A 24,498-nucleotide genomic window follows, 5' to 3' on the forward strand; every position below is an offset into this window, starting at 1 on the left:
CGTGTTTAGCTTCTCTGTTAAGCTTTCAGGGGCCCTCGAGCTCGCGTACGATATATACGCGATAAAGGGTCCGGGACCGGAAGGTCCCAGGACGCTTTGAGCGTATATATCGGTCATACCGCGTAAGCGGTATGACGACAAAAAATAAGCCGGCTGCAATAGCCGGCTCTATTTTTTGGAGCGAGCGAGGGGAATCGAACCCCCGTTACCAGCTTGGGAAGCTGGAGCTCTACCATTGAGCTACGCTCGCGAATATGTCAAAATCTCGTCAGTTTTTCGAAATGTCTATATCTATTATCGATATTCCGTGGAGTCGCCTTTAAAAGCCCCTCGACACTGAATCCTTCCACGGTAAAAGACGCAAGTATACTACCATAGACAAGCGATTTTCTCAAGACCCTATCATTGATACGTTTATGTCCCGACAGGTATCCTATCATCCCCCCGGCAAAAGTATCCCCCGCCCCTGTCGGGTCAGCTATCTTTTCCAAAAGATACGCCGGGACCATCGCCCTGAGCCCCTTCGAGAAGAAAAGCGCGCCATGCTCGCCCTTCTTAATCACGACCATTTTAACCCCGCAAGAAGAGATATACCGTGCCGCGTCCAAAAGTCCTTTTTCCCCGGAAAGCTGTCTTGCCTCAGCATCGTTAAGAAGGAAAATATCGACTTTCTTCAGAAGCTTAAGAAGCGCCGAACGCTTGTGTTGTATCCAGAGGTTCATCGTATCACAGGCCACCAGCCCCGTGGGCTTTACTTTATTGAATATATATCTCTGCAGCTCCGGGTCTATGTTGGCTAGCAGCAGGTTATCCCGATGTGAGACGTTATCGGGGATGACCGGCTTGAAATCCTGGAAAACGTTAAGTTCAGTCCTAAGTGTTTCCGCATATGCCAGATCGAAATCATATCGGGCGGACCAGCGGAACGTTTTTCCTTCTGCTACGCGCAAGCCCCCGGTATCAACGCCTCTTTTCTTGAAAAGTGTCATGTATCTTTCCGGGAAATCCGTACCGACGACACTTATGATATTGACCGGAGCGAACACGGACGCGCTTATTGACGCGTATGTAGCTGACCCGCCCAACACGTCTTTCACCTTGCCGAAAGGGGTCTCCACACTATCCATGGCCATGGACCCTATCACTGTAGTCCTTTTCATCTCCGCCCTTTTTCCGCGCTAAGACCGTTCTTTTTATCTCCCTTTTTAAGAAAGGTATCTTCCGTTACCTTTATCGAGCAATATTCCGAACACATGGTGCAAATATCCTTAACTTTGGGATGTGATCCCTTCCTCACTTTCGCCGGAAGGTCCTTATCGATCGCCAGTTTGAACTGGGTATCCCAGTCCCTTTTCGCCCGGGCCATAGAGATATCCCGGTCCCTCTTTATCGCCGATGGCAATCCTTTGACTATGTCGGCGGCATGCGCAGCTATACGCGAAGCGATAACACCCTGCCTTACGTCCTCAATGCCGGGAAGCCTCAGATGTTCCGCCGGGGTCACGTAACAGAGGAAGTCAGCTCCATGCCATGCCGCTAATGCCCCTCCTATAGCTCCGACTATATGGTCGTATCCCGGCGCCGCGTCCGTAACAAGCGGACCTAACACATAAAAAGGCGCGCCGTGGCAGATGGTCTTTTGTAGTTTGACGTTCGCTTCTATCTGGTCCATGGCCACATGTCCCGGCCCTTCTATCATGACCTGGACACCCCGCTCGAAAGCCTGTTTCTGCTGGTCCCCCAGGACCAACAATTCGTGTATCTGCAATCTATCCGTAGCGTCAGCGATCGCCCCCGGCCTAAGGCTATCACCCAGGCTCAATGTCACGTTATGCTTCCGGGCGATCTTGATAACATCGTCGAATCTCGACCGAAAAGGATTCTCGCGCCTATTGGTCTTCATCCAGGACGCTATCATAGCGCCACCGCGACTCACTATGTTCAATATACGTGACTTAGGGGAAATATGTCCGATGGCCTCGTACGTTATCCCGGAATGTATCGTGAAGAAATCCACACCTTCAGAAGCCTGTTTTTCCAGTATCTCGATAAAATCGTCCTCTTTAAGGGAGAGGAATTTTTTATTACCATCACAGGCCAACTCATATACCGGGACGGTCCCCAGAGGCAGCGGGCACTCAGCCAATATCTTTTTCCTGAGCTTTCCCAGTAAGGGGCCAAGGGACAGGTCCATAAGGGCATCCGCGCCTGCCTGGACGGCGGCCTCCATCTTCTTCATCTCTTCGTTTATGCCGGAATACCCAGGCGACATGCCTATGTTAGCGTTGACCTTGGTCCGCAGGCCCTTACCAATAGCGCATGGCCTGGACATATCCCTGTTATTGTTGGCCGGCGCTACGATAATACCGGAACTTATCCCCTGTTCTATATGGCTGGACGGGACATCCTCCGAACCAGAACATTTTCTGACAATATCGCGTTTTATTTTCATTCTGCTGTGTCCATTCCCGGCCGTAAGGCCGGCGCGCGCTGTTATTTACCTTTTATCATCTCTATGCCCTTAACCGCGGCTTTTTCGATCTCGTAAAGTTTGAAACGGAACTTCTTGAATTTCTGCGACAATTCCTGGTCAAAGAGCTTAAGCACTTCTTCCAGCACCCTGAGTGACTCTTTTCCCCTCTGGGTATTGGCCAGGAATAAGTCGACCAGATTCTCCCTTATTTTCTCCGACTCGCTGGACCTTATCCCGACATCATTCAAGTTCCTGGAGGACACCAGCTCTTCCAGGTGCTCTTTCCTCAGGTCCTTTATGGCATTGAAGACATCATGCCTGAGATCCTTCAATTTACGCGTAAGTGTTTCATTATCCGAAGAGAACCTCAGTATATCCTCGCACACCCTGATCCCTTCGGTCACCCGATTAAGGTTCGCGTCGATTATACGATAGACCCCTTTATCTATTTTCTTGTCCCCGGCCATTACTTACCTTTCTCCTTTGATATCCTTGATCATACGCGTAGTGGAAAATCCTTCCAAGTATGGTATGACCCTTACCATGCCGCCATTCTTTTTCACGAACTCGCCTCCAACGATATCATTTTCTTTCCAGTCCCCGCCCTTAAAAATGATATCCGGAACAATGTACTTTATAATATCTTCCGGCGTATCTTCCCCGAATGATGTTACCAGGTCAACAGCTTCAAGCGCCGCCAGCATTTCCATGCGCGCGTCACAGGGGTTCACGGGCCTGTCGGGCCCCTTTATCCTTTTCACGGAATTGTCGGTATTTACGGCCACAATAAGCCTGTCACAATACCCTTTAGCTTCGGCAAGATACCTCGCGTGCCCCCGGTGCAAGATGTCAAAACACCCGTTCGTGAACCCGACCTTACTACCGGAAGCCTTTAAAGATATGACCTCCCGCTTCAGTTCTTCTTTTTCTCTGATCTTATCGGTGTACATCACCAGCCATCTCTTCCACTATCTTGCATATTATATGGATAACGGCGGAGTGCACTTCCTGTATCCGGCCGGTAACCCTGGACGGCACTACTATAGGCATATCACACATCCCGGCAAGCTCTCCACCCGTACCGCCCGTAAGAGCTATGGTCACCATTTTCCTGTTCTTTGCGGAACGGACTGCTTCGATAATATTAGGCGACTTACCACTTGTTGATATCGCCACAGCCACATCCCCTTCTTCCCCGAACGCCTCTATCTGCCTGCTGAATATCCTTGAAAAGTCGTAATCATTGCCTGTAGCAGTTATGGCCGAACAATCCGATGCCAGGCAGATACAGGGCAATGCCCTTCTTTCCTTTTCGAACCGCACCACAAGTTCCGCGGCCATATGCTGGCTGTCCGCTGCGCTGCCGCCATTGCCGAACACGACCACTTTCCTGCCATGATCATACGCTTCTGCTATGGCTTCGGCCGCCCGCGCCACTATGGAGACATTCTTGTCGGAGGACAGGAATTTTTCCTTGGCGTCAATACTTTCCCTGAGGATATCCCTCACAAGGCTTTTAGCGTCCATTACGGCCTCTTCTTTCTACCTGGATTCCCTGTACGGTATCTCTGGCTCACCACTTTCCAGCGGTTCGGCCGCGCGTTCAGCCTTCATGATCTTTTTCACATGCATTTTAATGTTGATCTTTTCTTCGATCCCAAGCATGTTCTTGACGCTGCTTTTCACGGCCATCTGCACACGTTCTGTAATATCCGGTATATTTGCCGCCGAGGCCATGGATACGGACATAATTATATCGATGCCTTTCCTGTTTATGTCCACCCTTGCCCCGACCTCTTTAATGTCCGGCACATTCCTCGTCACCTTAAGGATATAATCCTCGATGGCCGCCAATGAGACTGTCACCTCGCCGTCCGCGTTCTGGAAGGACACTATCCTGTTCTTCCTTATCTTCTTTGACAACCTGTACGGCGCCATTATCCCTATTACCACAAAGATCGCGCCGACCGATGCCGCGCCAACCTGATAATTGATGTCGCCCTTTATGAGAGATGCCACATCTGTTACCATTTCGGGGGTCAAAAGACCCAAAGAAAGCGCTATTATCGACGCTCCAACGGTCACCATCGCTATCAGATACAACAATACGAGTATTTTCCTGATAAATACCATCACGCCCTCCTTATTAGACCATAAAATTGGCTATACCGGCCGCGCGGAACTTATCTTCCGGCTAATCTTTCTTCGGAAAGAATTTTTCCACAAAATGTGTCGAAAACTTACCTTTTTGAAAGTCAGGGTTGAGTAGAACTTTCTTATGGAACTCTACAGTGGTCTTGATAGGCGCCACAAGGAACTCGTCCAAGGCCCGTTGCATCGTCTTTATGGCCTGCTCCCTGTCCTTACCATAAGTAATGAGCTTGGCCATCATAGAATCGTAAAATGGGGGTATCTCATACCCGGAATACACATGGGTATCTACCCTGACACCCGGTCCGCCGGGTATACTGAGAGCCTCTATCTTTCCCGGGGACGGCCGGAAATCCGCGTCCGGATCCTCGGCATTTATCCGGCACTCCAGCGCCCATCCTTTTATTTTTATATCTTCCTGCTTACAGCTTAACTTATGCCCCATCGCCACCCGGATCTGTTCCTTGATAAGGTCCAGCCCGGTGACCATTTCCGTGACCGGATGCTCCACCTGTATACGGGTGTTCATCTCCATGAAGTAGAAATCGTCCCCGTCAACAAGGAACTCGACCGTACCGGCACCACGGTATCCGACCGCCTGTGCGGCCTTAACGGCTATCCCCCCCATCTTTTTGCGCATAGCCGCGCTAAGATAGGGAGAAGGCGCCTCTTCTATAAGTTTCTGGTGCCTTCTTTGTATAGTACAATCCCTTTCTCCGAGATGCACCACATTGCCTCTCTCATCAGCCATTATCTGGAACTCTATATGCCGCGGAGCCCCTATGTATTTTTCCATATACACGGCCGGATTCCCGAAAGCCGCTTCAGCTTCCGCTTTCGCCGTCAGGAAAGCGCTCACAAGGCTCACATCGTTATGGCAGATCCTCATTCCCTTACCGCCGCCGCCTGCCGAGGCCTTTATTATCACCGGGTACCCTATTTTCTTCGCCTCTCGTAACGCGTCTTCTTTTGTGTTGATAAGTCCTTCGCTGCCCGGAGTTACCGGTACCCCAGCATTTTTCATCGTGGTCTTTGCCGTCATTTTATCCCCCATGAGCCGCATGTTCTCGGGGGACGGACCAATGAACTTGATCTTACAGGATTCGCATATTTCCGCGAAGTGAGCGTTCTCCGCCAGGAACCCATATCCCGGGTGTATCGCCTCAACATCCGTTATTTCGGCGGCGCTTATTATAGCCGGTATGTTAAGATAACTGTTCGAAGGCTGTGCCTTGCCAATGCAGACCGCCTCGTCGGCAAAACGCACGTGTAAAGAATTACTGTCGGCCTGGGAATAGACAGCAACTGTCCTTATGCCCATTTCCTTGCAGGCCCTTATTATGCGCAGGGCTATTTCCCCGCGATTTGCTATGAGTATTTTTGAAAACATGATCCTTTAAATGGGTTCGGCCAGGAACATGACCTGTCCAAATTCAAGCGGTTCCGCGTTCTCGGCCTTTATATCGACGATCCTGCAGGCAAACTCTGCCTTCACTTCGTTCATTAACTTCATGGCTTCCACTATACAAAGGACATCGCCTTTCTGCACAACATCCCCGACCTGCACATAAGGATCGGCATCGGGCGACGAAGCACGATAAAATGTCCCCACCATGGGCGCTTTGATCTCCTTATAGTTCTTGCCCAGACCCGCGGCCTCGGCGGCAGGCGCTTGCTGTCCTGCCATCCCATGTGACGCGACAACGGGGGCGGCAATGACCTGTTCGACAACACCCTGCGCCTTTTTGGACAACTTTATCCTTACCCCCTCCTCCTCTATCTCCACATCGGTAAGGCCGTTCTCATTCATCAAGCCGATAAGTTCTTTGATCCTTTTAATGTTCATCGAACTCCCCTTTTTTATTAGACAGCACCTTTTACCGCGGAGGGTATGCCCGGGATCCCCCACATCCCAACCGGACCTCAAGCTCTTTCTATATATTCCCCCGTACGGGTATCAACCTTTACTCGCTCATGTGGCCCCACAAAAAGAGGCACTTTCACCACTCGTCCCGTTTCTAGGGTCGCGGGCTTTGTCGCCCCTGAGACCGTGTTACCCTTGAAACCCGGTTCTGTCTCGATTATTTCCAGCACAACATGTATCGGCGGATCCACGGACATTATCTGCCCATCGAATATCTTCGCCGTAACCGTCATATTCTCTTTAAGAAAATCCTTTTTATCCCCGATCTTATCCTCGGATAGATGTACCTGCTCAAAAGTCTCATCATCCATGAAACAATACCCCAGGTCATCCCTGTAAAGATACTGCATACTTTTCTGTTCAATGAACGCCTGCTCAAAAGTATCATCCGGCCTCAGGGTCTCGGAGACGATGGCCCCCGTCGTAAGGTTACGTAACTTCGACCTTACGAACGCACCCCCCTTACCGGGTTTGTAATGCTGTGCTTCTACTACCTCATGGAGGGAATTGTTATACTCTATCACAGTTCCCGGCCTTAACTGTACCGCTCTTATCATACCGTTAACACCTCACACCCTTTCGAAGTGACCAGGACCATGTCCTCCTCGCGGACACCCGCAAGACCAGGACAATATAACCCCGGCTCTACCGTAACGACCATGCCTTCCATAAAAACGTCATTGCTTTGGCTTCCAAGATATGGTCTTTCATGGACTTCAATACCTATTCCATGTCCCAGCCCATGGAGAGCATACTTTTTATATTTATAACCGGAAAATATTCCGGAAACGCCTTCAACTACAGAACTTATCTTTACTCCCGGCCTTATCGAACTTATCGCCATATCATGCGCTTCATGTACGGCCCTCAAAAGGCCTTTAATTTTTCCGTTTATTCTACCTTTGTAAAATGTTCTTGTCAAGTCAGAACAATATCCGTTATATAATATACCGAAATCTGCCAGAAGAAGCTTTCCTTCAGCAAAAGTAGCCGTCCCGGGGATAGCATGCGGATGGGCCGAATTGGGCCCTATAGCCACTATCGTCCGGAAAGAACTCTCGTATCCCAGGTCCCTCGTCCTCTTATCGATAAGAAAGGCTATATCGCTTTCCTTCATACCTTTTCTTACCTTTGCGCGCGCATACTCCCATATCCTGACGGTCTCCCTGGCGGCTTTTCGTATTATTCGCACCTCATCACGGCTCTTTATCATCCGGATATCCATAAGGACCGATGCCGCGCTTCTACCCGAGATCGAACCGGAAAGGAACACGCCCCTGAGCTGTTTCTCTATATACTTGAACCGCGCTACAGAAAGACTTTCCTCGTCGAACGCTATACGCTTTAAACCATTGTCCCCTGAATATGCAGCCAGATTCTCCGCTACCGGCCCCTTACACACGGATATGCCCTTTCCCTTGAGCTTGCTACTGGCAAGGGAAAAATTCATGCTATCCACAAAAAAGACTGGTCTTCCCCTTCGCGGGCACAAGAGCATGGAGCCGGACACATATAAACCGGCAATATATTCAATATCGTATCTGGCGGACAAAAGCAACGCGTCCATATTTCCGGCGCCACACGCGGCTTTTATCCCCTTCAGCGCGTACCCCACGCGCAGGACATCATTTGCCATCGATCAGCTCCCAGAGGCCCGCGAACCCCAGAAGATAACTGTTCTTCCCGAACCCGCTTATCTGCCCCTTCACCACAGGCGCTACGAGAGACTTATGCCGGAACTCTTCCCGCGCGTATATGTTGGACATATGTACCTCGACCGATGGTATGTTCTTGGAACGCAACGCGTCATGTATGGCCACACTGGTATGGGTATATGCGGCCGGGTTTATTAGTATGCCGTCCGCGTCGGTACTGTTTATCTTGTCGACTATATCCCCTTCGTGGTTGGACTGGAAGAACTCCGCCACGCATCCCCTGGAATCCGCGAAATCCTTTATTGAGCTGTCTATCGTCTCGATCGTGTCACATCCATAGATATCGGTCTCCCGTTTCCCCAGCAGGTTGAGATTAGGACCGTGTATAACAAGTATCTTCATGTCATTCCTCCTTAAGCGAACTTGAGCACTCGATCGTTAAACCTTTCTCCAGTCCCGGATCCACTCGGTCGCCGGCTGTTTTCTTTATCCCGGACACGCCCCACAACAGGCATACAACCCCTCCAAGAACACTAATGGCCATAAGCCCTAAAAGCAGGAGCAAACTTACCGCGAAAGCCGTCTCCTTGCCCGTTATGGGAGAGAACAGCGCTACGATCGCGCCTTCCCTTACTCCAAGTCCTCCTACTGACGGTATCATGCTTATGAAAGTGACAACGGGCATTATAAGGAACAAATTCATGATATCCACTTTTGCCCCCAAAGCCGAGAAAAGGACATATACCACAAGAAAGTAAATGCTCTGGGATACGATCGATACCCCGAGGGCCTTGAGGACCACATCTACGCGATTGCGATAATCATGCACTATACAATAGACCGCGTTCAGTTTCTCTCCCAAACGCAGCATTTTTACCCCGGAAAAGAACCTCTGAAGCGCGAGCGCGATACGCCTGTTGGTCACGACAACAAAGCCCACGATCCCCAGAAATATAAGGGTGAACACCAGGGGACGTATAAGGGAAAGCTCGATGTTCTTCTGGTTGAACGCGAGTGCCACTCCGGCAACGATGAAGAACGCGTAAAACCCGATTATGCGGTCCATGAAAACGCTGGCATAGGTCCGGATCCTGTTCCTGTGAGCGTATGTGGCGTAATGCGCCTTGATTATATCCCCGCCTACCGCGGTCGGCATGAAATTGTTGAAAAAATATCCTATAAGAGTAAGCTGCAAGGCCTCGGTCATGTTCAGCTTGAGGTCCTCCCCGAAAAAGATAAGCTTCAACCTGTAAGCCAGCATTACGATATTCATCGAAAAAAGGATCGCGGCCACTACAAGATATCCCACGGGACAGGATAATATTATCTTGTATATGCCCCTGATCTCGTCCCGCATAAGCCAGAACAAAAGCCCCAACAGGCCGAAGCTCACGATAGTACGCAACAACGCGGAGATCTTCCCGGAAATTCCACTCATATGGTCCAGCCAGGCCTTTTTATGATCGTTATGGCGTTCATAGCATGAAACTCAGTTTTAATTTCAGGCTCCTTATCACTTTTTCAGCGGCTATCTCGCCTTGTTTTATTATCTCGTCCGCTTTATCAAAATCGAACTGGTCCACTCCGTGGAGTTCCGGCTTAATAGCTATATCGGCTCCACGCGATTGATAGGCATTTAGTTCTTCTCCCATTATCTGCACGGATTGTATCAAGGCCGTAATGACATTGTTCACCTTCTGGTTCTTGACCGCGAATCCCGGATTGACAGCCAGTACGAACTTCGCGCCGAACCCATAAGCGGCTTTTGTAGGAATACTGTTCCTGACACCGCCGTCCACCAGAAGCCGCCCATCTATCTCCACCGCTGAAAATATACCCGGCCAGGAACAGCTGGCACGTATGAGCTTCACCAGGTCTCCCGACGTATGAACAAGCTCTTCTCCCGTCTCTATATCGGTGGTGGTAAGAGCGAAGGGTATCTTCATTTCGTTGAAACTCTTGTTCTTCACCATGTCCACTATTATGCCCTCGAACTTGCTTCCCCGGATAAGACCCGTGGAAAAAACACCTATATCCACTATGTTCGGCCAGCTGAACTTAACGGCCTCTTTTTCCATTTCTTCCGGGGACATACCAAGACTGTACGCGGCACCTATCAGGCTCCCTATACTGGTACCGACTATCATATCGAAAGGCAGGCGGTCTTTTCCGAAGTTACGCTCAAGGGTCTTAAGCACCCCGATATTGGACAGACCTCGGGCGCCACCCCCACCGAGCGCTAATACTTTTTTTACTTTTTTACCAAATCTACCAAAAATATCCATGGTCAACATACTACCAATCCGGCATAACCCACAACATGCGACGTATCGCCATTAACACTGCCGCTGTCATCGTACTCGATAAGTTCAGCAGCACGGGCCCCAAGTTCTTTCGCTGATACCAACATCACGGCCACCGGCACAACACCACACATGCTGATATTATGTTCCTCCACCACCTCAAGTAGGCCTTCCGCGTCCAGCTCAAGTATCCGTCCTATAGCTTCTTTGTCCTTTTTCGACGCGGACGCCCTGCTCTCATAATGCGTCATATCGCTACTTGCCACGATAAGCGCTTTGCCCCCGGAGGCCTTTATGGCCGAAGCTATGGCCTCCCCGGCCATCCTCACCTCACGAATACCCACGGACATGAACGTTATCGGCACTATCTTCGCCTCAGGCGATATACTTTTAATGAACGGTAAGTGCACCTCAACAGCATGTTCTTGAGCATGCGCTTTCCTGTCTATCTTTATCCCGGAACGGCCTTTTGTTAGAGCGCGTATGAGATCCTTGTCGACCTCTACCGTTCCCAGCGGGGTCTCCCAATCTTCGTCCGAACAGGCGACCGCCTCGCCTCGCCCCGTATGATTGGGACCCAGGACCACATACGTTCTTGCGGGCCTGATCGCGCCATATACCTTTCCGGCTATGCCCCCGGAATATACGTATCCGGCATGTGGGGCTACAATACCTATCGCATTACGCGCCTCTTTTTTCACGGAGATAAGAGCTTTTATTTCACGTGAAAGATCTTCAGTATCGGAAGGATAAAAACATCCCTCTACCACAGGTCTCCTGGCCATATTCCCCCTTACTGCCGGATATCCCGACTGACCGGTATATTATTATAAAATAAAGGGAAGGTAAGGTAAAGAAAAACCGAAAAAGGACTTTCTTACTCCACTGAATGGATCAGGACCTCGGCAGGATCCTGTCCTGAAAAGATATCTGCGGCGGTCTTAAGGACATCGTCCCGGGTCACGTCCCTTATCCCCTCCGGATACCGCTTGTAATCGTCATATCCAAGACCATATAACTCGTTAAGCGCCATGGATATGGCAATATCGGAATTCCTCTGAAGCGACATGGCCTGTTCCGATATCAGGCGGTCCTTACATGCCTGGATATCCTCATCGCTCATCTCCCCCCGGAGCACTTTATCCTTCACCAGCGCCAGTATCTCACTGGCCTTATCCAGGAATTTCTCGGAGGTGGCCACATATAACAGGAAATACCCTTTATCAAGGCCAGGAACGGACCTTGCCCCGGACGCGTAGGTTATCCCTTCTCCTTCCCGGGCCGCGTTGAAAAGCAGGCCGTTCGAACCGGAAAGCAGGGAACTTATTATGGCCAGGGCGTATCTTCTCTCATCATTCATTTTCACTCCCTGGTATCCCATGACCACAAGAGCCTGTTCCTTCTTCATATTGATCTCTTGTTCTTTTGCCCCATCGAGCGACCGTACGTCCCTGTCCGGGTTCACGGTCCGGCGAGGCTGCCAGGCACCAAAACGCTCCGATAGACCTTTTACGACATCATCGACATTGACGTCACCTACCACACTGATCACGGTGTTGTCCGGGACGAACGTATCGTGATAATATCCCGTCAACCGCCCCCTGTCCAACGCCATTACCGTGTCTTCCGTCCCCAGCATGTTCATCCCGTACGGGTGTTCCCCATATAGAAGCTCCAGCAACGTGTTCATAGCTCTCTGGTAAACATCTTTTTTCTCTTCCAATAGCTCCGCGAGTATCTTTTTTCTGGATCTTTCTATCTCGTCCTCGGGGAAAGACGCGTTCCTTATCACATCCTCAACAATATCCATGCCGAAGGCCAGATCATCCTTCATCAGGTTCATGGTGACCCCAAGGCTGTTCATCCCGCTGAACGCGCCTATGCTGCCTCCTCTACGCTCCAGGGCAGGAGCTATTTCACTCGCGTCCCTGGAGGACGTACCCTTCAAAAGCACCGAAGCGACAAAGTTGCATATGCCGTTATCTTCCCGCGTCTCGCTCCTGACGCCTCCCTCGAACGCTACGGCCACGGACACTATGGGAAGCCTTCCCCGTCTTTTGACCACAATACGCATGCCATTATCCAGCTTGACCATTTTTTCTTCCAACTCGGACGGAGTAACGTTCCTTGCCTGGTCCCCTAGTATCTTTCCCTCCGGCATCAGTAATATACTTGTGGAGTTATCCTTTTTCAGGTATTTCCAGATCATCCTTTTTACGTCAGAAGCGGTCACCTTCGACACATTCTCCACATAACGGTAAAAGAACATCGGGTCCCCGGTAAGCATTTCGGAACTGGTAAGAGAGGAGACCTCTGTCCCGATATCCTCATAAGATCCTATGTAACTCGCTATGACCATTTCTTTCGCCTTCGATATCTCTTCTTCTCCCGGGCCATCCTTGGCCAAGTCCCTTATTATGTCAAATATCTCACGTCTGGCTTCCCGAAGACCATCAGCGTCACCCGTTGCGCTTATCACGAAAAGCCCGGGATACCGTGGCGTGGAGTTAGAACATGTAGCGCCATACAAAAGTTCTTTCTCATCCACAAGTTTTTTGTATATGCGGGAATCCTTGCCTTGACCTAATATTATGCTCAAGACATCAGTAGCGTACATATCGGGAGAATATAGGCTCGTGGTATGGAACCCCATTACAAGATACCCCATGGTCACCTCGGCGGGGAACTCTCTAATGTTCTCCGACACCTGGGCTGGCTCCTCGGGCATATAGCTTTGCCATCTGGCCGACCTGGGATAGGCTCCCAGGTAATGTTTAGCCGTATTGAGCGCCTCGTCGTGCCCTACCCCTCCTACTATGCCTACGATCATCCTGTCAGGGCCGTATGCCCCGGCATGGTACTCACGAACGTCCTCACCGGTCAAAGCCGAAAAAACCTCTTCATATCCGATAACGGGGTATTTGTAAAGACTAGCTCGATAAGCGTTCTCATAAAGGAGGTTAGTGCTCCGGCTGAACGGATCGTCCCGGTACATGCGCATCTCTTTGAGAATGACCTCTTTTTCCTTCTTAAGCTCTTCCTCGGAAAATCCCGGGCTCATCACCATACTGGTCAACAGCTGGAACGCTTTATCGAAATTCTCCCTAGGAACAATGATATGGTACTCGGCCGAATCAAGACCGGTAGACCCGTTGATCACACCGCCCAGCATCTTGATCTTCTTGTGCAATTCTCCCGGGGTCTCATACCGGCTGCCTTTGAATATAAGATGCTCTAAAAGATGCGATATGCCGGAACCGGCATATTTCCCCTCATTGGAAAGCCCCGACAACACTCTTATCTGTATGGTCACAAGACCCGAGTCCGGTATGTATGAAGAGATCACTGTCGTGCCATTATCGAGTACCGACCTTTTATGGTCAGGCCTCACATCCGGGCCGGATGCGGACGAACTTGACGCGAGTGAAAAAACAACGAACAATGTCGCCAGAGCTCTTATTATGCGCATATCCCTCCCGATCCAGTAAAGATCACCCGGCGCGCATCGGCCAATACCGGTTATGCGCCATTGCCGTTCACCCTCTCCCTTTGGATCATACTGCTATGATGTGTAAGTTTTATAGCGATATCATCAATTATTGAATAGATACATGGTATCACAATCAGCGTCAATACTGTTGCAAAAACTATACCCCAGCATATCGAAAGCGCCATAGGGACCAGGAACGGGTCTTTTCCTCCTATCCCATATGCCACCGTAGAGAGCCCGCCCGCGGTGGTAACGGTCGTCAATATTACCGGCCTTATCCTCATTTGCCCGGCTTTTACGATCGAATCATACCTGGACAGCCCGGATTGCCTTAGCTTGTTGATGAAATCCACCAGTACGATGGAGTCATTCACCACTATACCGCTCAAGCCCACTACGCCGAGTATGGCCATGAAAGAGAACGGCACACCGTGGACAAGAAAAGCGGCGACCACACCTATCAGGCCGAACGGTATAGCAAGCATGACTATGGCCGGTTGTACAAGTGATTTAAAGAACGAGGCCAGGATAAGATAGATGATAAGGAACGCGAAAAGGAACGACCTCAAGAGAGCCACAAGCGATTCCATGGTCTCTTCCTGCTCCCCGCCGTACTTAACTGAATAACCAAGATACCTGTCCGCAAGCTCCTTGAACTTCTCCATCAGCATGGCATTTACCTTCATGGACGTAGCCTTGTCGTTATCCACGTTACACGACGCCGTTACGACCCTTTTACCGTCAAGATGATGTACGGTGGTGGTCCCCGGGACCTCCTCTATGGCCGCTACTTTCTTAAGTGGTATCAGGTTCCCGTATTGGTTCCGTATAAGCACGTTGTCAAACACGTCAAAATCCGCCGATTCATCCTCGTCGAACATCACGGTAACATCGGTTTCATTCTCGGCCTTGACCGGCTTTATTTTCGTGGCTATATTCCCACGGAAAACACCCCGGACCGTGCTGGCGATCTGCCCTACCGAAAGGCCCGCAAGCGCGGCCTTTTCCCTGTCAACCATCACGCGGACCTCCTTCTTCCCGGGTTTATGGTCCCAGGTAACGTCCGTCGTCCCCTCGATGGCCTTAAGATAGTCCATATACTCGAACGCTATCTTGTCAAGCGTACCGAAATCCTCCCCACGAACCCTGGCTTCGACCGCTTTACCTACGGGCGGCCCTGTCTGGGGCTTATCGAACCTGAGGGAATCGAACCCTTTTATATCCCTGGTCTTTTCCCGTAATTCCGCTATTATCTCGTCCGCGGTACGTTTCCTGTCCTGTTCCTGCGTAAGATACACGGTTATCTGTACAAGATTGCTCTCCTGCCCTGAGAACGGGTCATGCCTGTCTTCCTGTATGTTACCTACGGTCGTCACGAAGGTGTCCAGCTCTTCCTTGGATATCTCGGATACTATGTCCTCTATGGGCGCGATAAGCTCGTTGGTCCGGTTGACCGGGGTCCCTATGGGCGCTTCAGCGCGTATAAAGAAGAAATTTATGCCCGCGCTCGGGAAAAGGACGAATTTAAGCACGTTCGTCGCAAGGAACACACTTACCAGGAATACCATGCACATACCACCGAAGACCATATACTTCCTTTTTATAGCCCCCTTTACCACCTTGGTGTACCCATTTATAAGGGCCTTGAACCATGGCATATCCTTGGAAAGATGCATTGGTTTGCCATCTTTGTCATATTTGATCTTGACGAAATCCGCAAGATGACATGGCAGGATTATAAGCGCCTCCCCCAGCGAAGCCAGGAGCGCTATTATAAGTACCGTGGGTATATTTCGTATGAACTTCCCTATTATGCCTGTCATGAAAAGAAGCGGCGCGAACGAGGCTATTGTCGTGAAAACAGCCGCGCACACGGCCCCCTGCACCTCTTCGGCACCCTTTACGGCGGCCTGACGCGACGGCACTCCGTCTTCCATATACCGGTAAACGTTCTCCGCTACGATAATACCGTCATCCACCAGCATACCAAGGACTATTATGAGACCGAACATACTTATAAGGTTTATGGTTATCCCCATCATCCCCATTACCATGAAAGTCGCGAAAAAGGCTATAGGTATACCCAGGACCGCCATGATCGCCACTCTTTTCTCAAGAAAAAGCATCATTATACCGATAACGATGATAAGCGATCCCCATCCGTTGTTCTTAAGGACGTTAAGCCGCCTCCGGGCGTAAAAAGAGTAATCGTTGACATACGATATCTGCAGGCTGCCGGTATCGGACGCTGCCGCCATTTTAAGGAACTTATCACATTGCTTTTTTACCTCATCCACCACCTTTATGGCGTCCCCCGACTCTTTCTTCATCACCACAAGGTTTATGGAACGTGTGCCCAGGGTCTTATTTATGACGTCCTCTTTCTTGAAGCTGTCTTCCACCCTGGCCACATCCCGTATCTTCAGCCAGTTGCCGGAGTCATTAGCCCTTATCACCACATCTTCCACTTCCCCGGCGGTATTGAATTCGCCGGTAGTCCTGACGCTGTATTCGATGGTCCGGGTATCTATCTCCCCGGCGGGTATACTTATGTTCCTGTCGGCAAGGGCTTTCTCGATCTCGTCAAGGGACACATAATATTCCCTGAGCTTATCAGGATATACCAGCACTCTCATTTCCCTGTCCCGGTACCCGGCCTTGTCGACCTTAGCCACACCCTTTATGTCCTCAAGGATATCCTCAAGGGCGTCGGCATACTTCCTTAGTTTGTGTTCGTCCATCTTGCCGGAAAGGGAGACCTCGATAACGGCATATTGTTTGGTGCTTATTTCCGTGACCACGGGATTCTCCGTAATGTCCCGGGGCAGGTCTTTAGCCCTGTCCACCGCGTTCCGTATGTCCTGGACCACCTTGTCCTTGTCATCCTCATCAGGTTCTATTTTTATCTGGATAAGGGATATCCCCGCGGCCGAAGAGGAATTCATTTCCTTTATACCATCCACTTCTCTCAGCTCTTTTTCTATCGGGACCGTAACAAGCTTCTCCATGTCCAGGGGGGTCGCACCCGGATAATATGTGACCACGGAGACCATATCAAAATTAACATTAGGGAATACTTCTTTATTCATGCCCAGAAGCACGATAAGGCCCATTATTATTATGATCACGGACACCAGATTTACGAACAGGGATTGGTTCACGCTGAACCTGGGAAGACTCATATTAACTCCTTGTATTTATCCAGGATAACGTTCATGGACCTTTCCAGCTCTATTTCCGCCAGGCGTTCACGATAGATCGAATCCGCGGCCCTGAGTTCGGCCCCTAAAAGGTCCTGCTGATAATCTATCATCTTCTTCGTGTCGGAACGACCGGACCTGAACCGTTTTTCCTCCTCCATAAGCTTGTCCGCCTGCAACACCACGGCCCTGGTCAGGAAATCCGTGCCCTCCCGGAACGTTATCATGGTATTAAAAGCGTTAACAACTTCGGTGATTATACTTCTCTCCTTGAACTTGAGATCGGTTATCGCCTTCATCTTTTCCTGTTTCGCCTTTTCCGTAAGACTACGTGCCTGGCTGTTCTCCAAAGGCACCCTGAATTCGACTCCGGCGACATAATATGTGTTATCAATGACAACTGTCTTACCAAAAGCCTTCTTGAACTTATCACTAACACCGTTCATGGCGAAGCTCATGCTCAGATCTATCTCCGGCCACGCCCGGTTCCTCTCAATAGCGAGTTCTATGCCTTTCGCGTCCACGTCTTTTCTTTTTTCCTCGTAATCCCGTCTCTTCTCGAAAGCGGTCTTAAGGCACTCTTCCAATGTCATGCCCATAACACTTTCCCTGAGCTCATCCGAGGGGACTATCCTGGCGTCATCAGCGAAGTTCATCTTGAGCTTCAACCTCTCCTCGGCGTTCTTATAGCTATTTTCAGCGACCAGCACATCGGCCTGGAAAGCCGTAAGGTTGGCTTCAGAGGCAAGAAGATCGACCTTTTCCTTAAGCCCTATCTCATGGTTCTTCTTGTCCGACTCGTATAACTGCCTGGCCTTGGCGAGCATGCCGTAATATATGTCCAGAGAACGCTTGGCGAAGACAAGTTCAAGATAAGCGTCCTTTATATCCGCTATCGCGGCTTCTACACGGTCCTGCTCCTCCAGAGCGGCCATATCCACGGCTATCCTGGCAAGCGTTATGTTGTTCCTGTCTATCATGCCGAACATATTCCTTCCGACAGGCTGCCTGATATCCACTTCCAGCTGGGAGGAATGCGATGGGTTCACATCAACAAAGGCCGTATTGTTCCACAGCCTGTCGTCCCCAAGCTCTATGCTCACATCCGTACCGGTAGGAAGTCTTTTTCCAAGTCCCAGGTTGTAGGAGTTCCCCTGGGTGTTATCCGAGGCGAACACCGACAGTTGCTGGCGTTTGTCCTCGGAATATGCCGCGCCTCCATAGAGGAACGTATCAAAGACAGCTTCCGAGTACATAACGCCGGTCTCGGCGATATAAAGGTCCAGCTTAGCCATACGTATCTCGAAACTGTTCCTTATACCGGACAGGACACAATCTTCCATGGAAAGCGTGACCACTTCCCTGTCCCCAGCGGGTGAGAACTCTTCCGCAGATACGCGAACAGGTACAAACGCTAGCGCTAGCGCCGTGACAACCATTCTTCCGATGCTGATCCTATAACTCATTCTTTATCCTGATCCCTTCATATATCTTCTTTAATATCCTCAGGTACTCTTTTTTTTCGGCGTTGTCCAATATCTCGAACATGCCGGATACGGCGTTCACACGCGTATTTCCGATAACATCAAGCGCTTTCCTCCCCTTTTCAAGACAGACCACATGCACTATCCTTCTGTCCTCGACGGAACGTTCCCGCTTGACGAACCCTTGTTCTATCATCTTATCCACTATGCCGGTCACCGATCCCATGCTCAATTCGAGCACAGTGGCAAGCTCTCCCATATTACACGAGCCTTTTTCCGCGATCGCCTCAAGTATTATCACCTGGGGGAGCGTGATATTAAGCTTGGAAAGCGCGTGTATCTGGGTCTTAAAAGCCCTCCTTAATATCAAAGGCATAAGCGTAGTGACCTCTTTAGCGAAACTCAAAGAACCTTCGCTATTCATGCCGCCTCCTTAAAAACACATCGCCCATTGCTTTAGTATCTAAACATTTTACTTATTAAAATGTTTAGATACTAAAGCATACTCCACGAGCTCGTTCATGTCAACGGGTTTTTCTATCAGAATTCCAATGAAACGCCGAATTCGAAATTACTTTCGGGAGCCGGATATACCGCGATACTGCCAAGTAAGCCCTTGGTCCCGCTGGAATTATATCTTTCGTTCAGGATGTTCTTCGCGGAGAAGAATATCCTGATGGCTTTCCATTCATACGAAACGTTCGCGTCAAGCGTTAGATACTGTTTAAGCTCAGGAGCGCTATTACTCTGATCGTTAGCGGCATACCTGGCCCCGACAAAATTCATAATAAGATCGGCCGCCAGACCTTTCCAGCGTTTTAGCCCTATCCTGGCGCTCAGCTTATTCTCCGGGACAAGCGGTATGTTCTTATTGTCGAACTTACCTCCGTCAAAATACGACCTTTGCAGGGTATACCCCAAGCCTATCTCCACCCTGTCACTGATAACGGTCCCGGCCGAAAGTTCCAGCCCATGGTGAACGGTGTGGTGATAATTCCGGTTCAAATAATCATCCGGGTCATAATAGATCTCATTCTTATTATCTATGATGTAGTAATCGGCGCTCAACTCGAACGGTTCGAACGTCCTGTCGGAAATACCGATCTCGTAATTGTTGCCCACCTGCTGTTTTAGGCTGGTGTTCAATGAGGCGGGGACCTTGACGGCATCGAACTCATATGCGGACTGGAAGAACTCGTCCGTGGCCGGGTTCCTGTATGACCTCGCGTAATTGAAATACACACGGGAAGAGTCATTGTACTTATACCCCAGTCCACCGTCAAAAGCCAGGCCGATAGGGCTTTTCATGTCCTTGGAAGGAACGGGCTGGCCCTGGTCGAATATGTATTTTGTCCATTCGGTCCTTACTCCCCCACTTACTATGAAACGCTCCTCCAGTATCAGGTTATCCGACAGGTACACACCGAACATATCCTTGGTAATATCCGCCTTGGACTCCGTGAGGGTCACGTCCCCGCTGCCAAAACTGTCCAACGCATGGAAATAATCCACGCCTACGATCAACTTGTTCTTCCCCAGCCCCCCCATGAGGATCGTCTCCCACTCGACCTTCGGGGACCAGTCAAAAGAATCTATAAAGTGCCTGTTGGTACTCACGCTTCTTGAACGCGCTTTTCGCGACCTATAGGTCAGCGGGCTCGATATGGACACCTCCCCCCCATCGATCTCATAACGTTTACGAGGATCGAACGTGATAAAATAATCTTCCGTGTCAGCCTTACTATCCGGAAAGTGCGATATCCTCCGGCCATTATTCTCGATATTCGTGTTATAGAGCGCGCCGGGCTGGCCATACCAGTCACGGTGGTAACTGAACGCGAAATAGGCCTCAATGTCATCGCCAGGGGTAAAGGTAAAATTTCCCATAGCGTCGTCAGCCTCGTATCGGTTATTGCTCCTGTACCCTTCCGTGAAGTCGTCCGAGTAACTGACAAAATAGTCCAGTATATCTTCCCCTCCATAAGCGGAAACATATTCTTTCCTGGCCTGGTAGCTTCCTATTTGCTGGGAAAACGACACGTGATGCCCCTTTCCGCCCTTTTTTGTGATAATGTTAATAACGCCCCCCGTGGCGTTGTCGCCATAGAGCACATTCCTGGCTCCCCTTACGATCTCGATCCTATCGATGGAATTCACGTCTATCTGGGACATATCCGCCCCCGACAGGTCTATCTGGTTTATCCTGCGTCCGTCTATCAGCACAAGATAGTTCACCATGCCGGAATCCCCATATCCACGTATATCTATGGCGCTATTCTTGGGGTTATCCGCGAACCCTCCTATTATTATGCCCGGCTCACACTTGATGGCCTCCTGAACACTTCTCGCGCCCGAATCCTCTATCTCTTGCGCGGTTATCACGCTTACGTTACTGTTCAGGTTGTACGGATATTCCGCGTACCTGGCCGGGGTCACAACAATGGCATCCAGCTCCATTACCTCGCTATCTTGTCCCCCAGAGCCCTCGGCACTAACTGAGGCGCAAAAAGCCCCAAAAAAAACAACGACCAGCAGCGCTACCACATGGACATTCCATTCCTTCATTCTCTTTCCTTTCTGTGCAAAAAAAAACCTCTTCTTCCGCATAGATAGGAAGAAGAGGTCAACCGTTTTTACCTCATATGTATATGTTCTCTCAAGGCCTGATCCGGACCCGGACAACTTTAACATACAGGCAGGTCTTCTGGCTTCCGGATCATCCTTCCTGCCCCGCCTTCCCGCTTATGATAAGCAGTGGCTTTCAGTGGGCTGAAGTCCCCGGTCACAGCGGCGGCACCGCGCCCGATCTTCACGGGCTTCCCTTTCAAGTCGCGATATCACCTGTATGGAATATATGTCGATCAATACTTCGTGGATAAAAGTATATCTTTAAACCTCGTCTTTACGGCAACCCTCGCCGCCAGCTCATAGGCGCCGAACAGGGCCATAGTATAGGCGAGGCCCGAAACGACCGTATTACGTAAAAATGGGACGGCTTTCAGATAACAATCCGCCAACCCCTGAACGGTATGGGGATACCACGCTACCCATACCCCGAAATTGGTCACGATGAAAAAGAAAAGGGACGCGGCCAGCGAGACCCCCGTTACGGACCATATGTTCTTCCTGCCCTTGAGCCACATACCCATGTACCCCGTTATCGCGAAAGCGCCCCATGTATAGAGAAAAACATCGTGTAACCCCAGGACAAGATCGCTAAGTATCATTATGGCAAGGGGCACCCAGGGAACATATTTCTTACTCAGATATGCGCCGGAAAAAATAGCTATGGCCGCGACCGGTGAAAAATTAGCCGCGTGCGGCAACAGTCTGAAAAGGAACCCCGCCAATATCAGTAAATACGCTATCATATGTTATTCCTTTCTTGCCGTCGTGAATACCGGTCCGATCACACCCTGACCCTTGAGAGCATGTACGAAAAAAAACCTCCCGCCATCGCGGTCAGGAGATATTTTATATTAACGGCCATCTGACTGTCAAGCCCCGGATATATCTTATATATCGATGCCGCGATAAGCCCCAGAATGAAATAATATGTACCCGCGGGTATTTTTTTTATGCATATATCCATTATCTTGGAGAAGACCAGGATCCCTACCGCCGCGCCCATGCCTACGAAAAACAGTATCCCCACGGCCATTTCCCTTACAGCGTTGAGAACCGCGGAATATTGTCCCATAAGCACTAGCATGAAAGATCCGCTTATCCCGGGGACGATCATCGCGCCCCCGGCAAAAAATCCGGATATGACCAGCATAGACCTGTAAATAAGGCCCGATCCGGCCTCCACGCTACCAGAAACGTTCCCTTCCATACGCACCATAGCCAGGCCTATCATAAGTATCATCCCCATAACAAAGGCCAGTATCCTGGTCGTACTCACGCCCATATCATCATGTGCCCGGAACATCGCGGGAACACCACCGGCTATCAGCCCCACAAAAAGGAACATCGTTATCCTGTAATGTTCACTGAGCAGGTATTGCATCACACCGGCAAACGCGCCTATAGCCACCACAGCCCCCGACCCCAGTATCCCCAGAAAAAGTATATATGTCCCTTTTTTGGCTTTCGGGCTGAAAAAACAGGATATTGCCTCTATCAGCCTGGCATACACCCCAAGTACTACCGCTATGGTCCCACCGGAAACACCGGGGATGATGTTAGCTACACCTATTACCATACCCTTGACGAAAAGAGAGACCGCGCCGGTAAGTGATGTGATCGGGACCATATCGTAGTCCCTTTTTGGGGTGTTGGCGGGGCATCTCCCTCCGGATGACAACATATACCTGGAAATAAGCCTGAAGAACCTCAAGGTGTCCACAATAGGGTTTATCTGTGATTTTTCCTCTCCATATATCGTCCTTATGGGCACGGACTTTATCCTGGCACCGCGACGGGCGGCAATTATGAGCATTTCTGTCTCAATGTCGAAATTCTTTGAACATAGCCGGGTATCCCTGAAACATGCCGCCCGGAGCAGCCTGTATCCGCACTGCGTGTCGGATATCTTCTGTCCACACATATTAGATATGAACCACGACATAAAACGATTGGTCCAATACCTTACGGCTGGCATATCTCGCGTATCAGCCATCCTATCCCCAGAAACTATGTCCGCGTCGACGGCGGCAGCCATCATCGCGCCGATATTGGCCGTGTCATGCTGCCCATCCCCATCCATGAGCAATATCCACTCGAACCTTGTTTTGTTGATCACATGTTCAAGGCCTTCCCTCACGGAAAACCCCTTACCCTTGTTCTTTTTGTGCTGGATGATCTCCGCGCCGGCTTCGACCGCTATTCGCGCGGTATCATCGGTCGAGCCGTCATCAATAACCAGGACCTTCAACCCTTTGCCCGCTATTTCACGAACGATACGGTCTATGGTCCTCGCCTCGTTAAAGGAAGGTATTACGACTATCGTGTTTTCTTTTACACATCCCATATTTTCCTAAAAACATACCATTGGTCAGGATAGCTTCTTATGTAAGATTCGAACTTGCTTATATATCTGGTCATCAGGGCCTTTACATCATCTTCATCCCGGCCCGTACTTTCCGGATAGATCGGTTCTTCAAAGAACATGCAGAACTTGTCTCCTTCCATGCGCGTAACCACCGTGAAAACTATGGGCGCGCCCGTTCTCAGCGCGAAGGCCGCCGCGCCTTTTGGCATTATCGCCTTACGGCCGAAGAACTCCACGGGTATCCCGGTATTCGTGTAATCCTTGTCCCCCACGATCGCCAGTATTTCATTCCTCTTCAGGACTTTGTAACATTCCTTTATGGATATTCCAAGAGGTATGGACCTTAGCCCGTTTATAGCGCGTTGCTTAACGAAAAAGTCATTCACTTTTCTATCCGGCTGCTCGAGTATTATAGCGCTTATGGGATAATTCAGCCCTCCGATTATAGCGCCCCCAAGTTCCCAGTTCCCTAAATGCAGCGATAAAAGTATCAGCCCCTTCCCGCTTTCCAAGGCTTTATCCAGGTTCTCCCTGCCGCGCAACGTTATGTGGCGTGCTATATGATCCTCGGTAAACCTTGTGAACCTGAAAAAATCGACCAGATATCTGGCGAAGTTCCTGAAAACGGCATGCACATGCCTGTCAAGGACCTTATCGTCCACATCATCGCCTAATACCACTCTCAGGTTAGACCTTAACGCGGCTTTATCTTCCCGGCCGAACGCACAAAAAAGCCGGGCCACCCTATCCGCGATAAAATAAGACACTTTTATCGGTATGGCGTTAGCGAGAAAATAACCCGTCCTGTAAAGTAAATACAACATA

Annotated in this window: 22 protein-coding genes, 1 tRNA gene and 1 riboswitch; all 23 genes read right to left on the minus strand. The window is 50.1% G+C overall.

The window, feature by feature from the left end; all coding sequences use genetic code 11:
- Nucleotides 1-176: 176 nt before the first annotated feature.
- Nucleotides 177-250: transfer RNA gene (locus tag PHH49_00005), tRNA-Gly, on the minus strand.
- A gap of 7 nt (nt 251-257) precedes the next feature.
- Nucleotides 258-1,160 (minus strand): PfkB family carbohydrate kinase, encoded by a 903-nt coding sequence (locus tag PHH49_00010; GenBank protein ID MDD5487338.1) that lies wholly within the window; start codon nt 1,158-1,160, stop codon nt 258-260.
- Nucleotides 1,157-2,452, minus strand: coding sequence for a phosphomethylpyrimidine synthase ThiC (thiC, locus tag PHH49_00015; protein ID MDD5487339.1), 1,296 nt, complete (start codon nt 2,450-2,452; stop codon nt 1,157-1,159). The genes PHH49_00010 and thiC overlap by 4 nt, the downstream gene beginning before the upstream one ends.
- A gap of 41 nt (nt 2,453-2,493) precedes the next feature.
- The gene (locus PHH49_00020) at nt 2,494-2,940 is read right to left on the minus strand and encodes a thiamine-phosphate pyrophosphorylase (GenBank protein ID MDD5487340.1); all 447 of its coding nucleotides are present in this window, start codon (nt 2,938-2,940) and stop codon (nt 2,494-2,496) included.
- A gap of 3 nt (nt 2,941-2,943) precedes the next feature.
- Nucleotides 2,944-3,423: a D-glycero-beta-D-manno-heptose 1-phosphate adenylyltransferase gene (gene rfaE2 / locus PHH49_00025; protein ID MDD5487341.1), complete on the minus strand. Its 480-nt coding sequence runs from the start codon at nt 3,421-3,423 to the stop codon at nt 2,944-2,946.
- Nucleotides 3,410-4,000, minus strand: a complete 591-nt coding sequence (locus PHH49_00030) for an SIS domain-containing protein (GenBank protein MDD5487342.1) — start codon at nt 3,998-4,000, stop codon at nt 3,410-3,412. The genes rfaE2 and PHH49_00030 overlap by 14 nt, the downstream gene beginning before the upstream one ends.
- A 15-nt stretch (nt 4,001-4,015) precedes the next feature.
- Nucleotides 4,016-4,606 (minus strand): alkaline shock response membrane anchor protein AmaP, encoded by a 591-nt coding sequence (gene amaP, locus PHH49_00035; GenBank protein ID MDD5487343.1) that lies wholly within the window; start codon nt 4,604-4,606, stop codon nt 4,016-4,018.
- A gap of 61 nt (nt 4,607-4,667) precedes the next feature.
- The gene (accC, locus tag PHH49_00040; protein MDD5487344.1) at nt 4,668-6,014 is read right to left on the minus strand and encodes an acetyl-CoA carboxylase biotin carboxylase subunit; all 1,347 of its coding nucleotides are present in this window, start codon (nt 6,012-6,014) and stop codon (nt 4,668-4,670) included.
- Nucleotides 6,015-6,020: 6 nt separating this feature from the next.
- Nucleotides 6,021-6,470, minus strand: coding sequence for an acetyl-CoA carboxylase biotin carboxyl carrier protein (gene accB, locus PHH49_00045; protein ID MDD5487345.1), 450 nt, complete (start codon nt 6,468-6,470; stop codon nt 6,021-6,023).
- A 77-nt stretch (nt 6,471-6,547) separates the two neighbouring features.
- Nucleotides 6,548-7,105, minus strand: coding sequence for an elongation factor P (efp, locus tag PHH49_00050; protein ID MDD5487346.1), 558 nt, complete (start codon nt 7,103-7,105; stop codon nt 6,548-6,550).
- Nucleotides 7,102-8,184: a Xaa-Pro peptidase family protein gene (locus tag PHH49_00055; protein MDD5487347.1), complete on the minus strand. Its 1,083-nt coding sequence runs from the start codon at nt 8,182-8,184 to the stop codon at nt 7,102-7,104. The genes efp and PHH49_00055 overlap by 4 nt, the downstream gene beginning before the upstream one ends.
- A complete protein-coding gene (aroQ, locus tag PHH49_00060; protein MDD5487348.1) occupies nt 8,174-8,605 on the minus strand; it encodes a type II 3-dehydroquinate dehydratase in 432 nt (143 codons plus the stop codon). Before aroQ ends, PHH49_00055 begins: the two co-directional genes overlap by 11 nt.
- 1 nt (nt 8,606) lies before the next feature.
- Complete coding sequence (locus tag PHH49_00065; GenBank protein MDD5487349.1) at nt 8,607-9,641, minus strand: lysylphosphatidylglycerol synthase transmembrane domain-containing protein; 1,035 nt, start codon at nt 9,639-9,641, stop codon at nt 8,607-8,609.
- A gap of 37 nt (nt 9,642-9,678) precedes the next feature.
- Nucleotides 9,679-10,488, minus strand: a complete 810-nt coding sequence (locus PHH49_00070) for a patatin-like phospholipase family protein (GenBank protein ID MDD5487350.1) — start codon at nt 10,486-10,488, stop codon at nt 9,679-9,681.
- A 2-nt stretch (nt 10,489-10,490) separates the two neighbouring features.
- Nucleotides 10,491-11,291, minus strand: a complete 801-nt coding sequence (gene amrB / locus PHH49_00075) for an AmmeMemoRadiSam system protein B (GenBank protein ID MDD5487351.1) — start codon at nt 11,289-11,291, stop codon at nt 10,491-10,493.
- Nucleotides 11,292-11,383: 92 nt separating this feature from the next.
- A complete protein-coding gene (locus PHH49_00080; GenBank protein MDD5487352.1) occupies nt 11,384-13,975 on the minus strand; it encodes a pitrilysin family protein in 2,592 nt (863 codons plus the stop codon).
- Between the two features lie 50 nt (nt 13,976-14,025).
- The gene (locus tag PHH49_00085) at nt 14,026-17,178 is read right to left on the minus strand and encodes an efflux RND transporter permease subunit (GenBank protein ID MDD5487353.1); all 3,153 of its coding nucleotides are present in this window, start codon (nt 17,176-17,178) and stop codon (nt 14,026-14,028) included.
- Entirely contained in the window at nt 17,175-18,662 is a 1,488-nt protein-coding gene (locus PHH49_00090) for a TolC family protein (protein MDD5487354.1), read from the minus strand. The genes PHH49_00085 and PHH49_00090 overlap by 4 nt, the downstream gene beginning before the upstream one ends.
- Nucleotides 18,652-19,104: a MarR family transcriptional regulator gene (locus PHH49_00095; GenBank protein ID MDD5487355.1), complete on the minus strand. Its 453-nt coding sequence runs from the start codon at nt 19,102-19,104 to the stop codon at nt 18,652-18,654. The genes PHH49_00090 and PHH49_00095 overlap by 11 nt, the downstream gene beginning before the upstream one ends.
- Before the next feature lie 116 nt (nt 19,105-19,220).
- Nucleotides 19,221-21,245 (minus strand): TonB-dependent receptor, encoded by a 2,025-nt coding sequence (locus PHH49_00100; GenBank protein ID MDD5487356.1) that lies wholly within the window; start codon nt 21,243-21,245, stop codon nt 19,221-19,223.
- A 111-nt stretch (nt 21,246-21,356) separates the two neighbouring features.
- Nucleotides 21,357-21,540: riboswitch (cobalamin riboswitch) on the minus strand.
- Nucleotide 21,541: 1 nt separating this feature from the next.
- The gene (locus PHH49_00105; GenBank protein MDD5487357.1) at nt 21,542-22,051 is read right to left on the minus strand and encodes a hypothetical protein; all 510 of its coding nucleotides are present in this window, start codon (nt 22,049-22,051) and stop codon (nt 21,542-21,544) included.
- 38 nt (nt 22,052-22,089) lie between these two features.
- Nucleotides 22,090-23,652, minus strand: coding sequence for a DUF368 domain-containing protein (locus tag PHH49_00110; GenBank protein MDD5487358.1), 1,563 nt, complete (start codon nt 23,650-23,652; stop codon nt 22,090-22,092).
- The gene (locus PHH49_00115; protein MDD5487359.1) at nt 23,640-24,497 is read right to left on the minus strand and encodes a lysophospholipid acyltransferase family protein; all 858 of its coding nucleotides are present in this window, start codon (nt 24,495-24,497) and stop codon (nt 23,640-23,642) included. The genes PHH49_00110 and PHH49_00115 overlap by 13 nt, the downstream gene beginning before the upstream one ends.
- Nucleotide 24,498 lies beyond the last annotated feature (1 nt).

The organism is Candidatus Omnitrophota bacterium, from assembly GCA_028715965.1.
Lineage (GTDB): Bacteria > Omnitrophota > Gorgyraeia > Tantalellales > Tantalellaceae > JAQUQS01.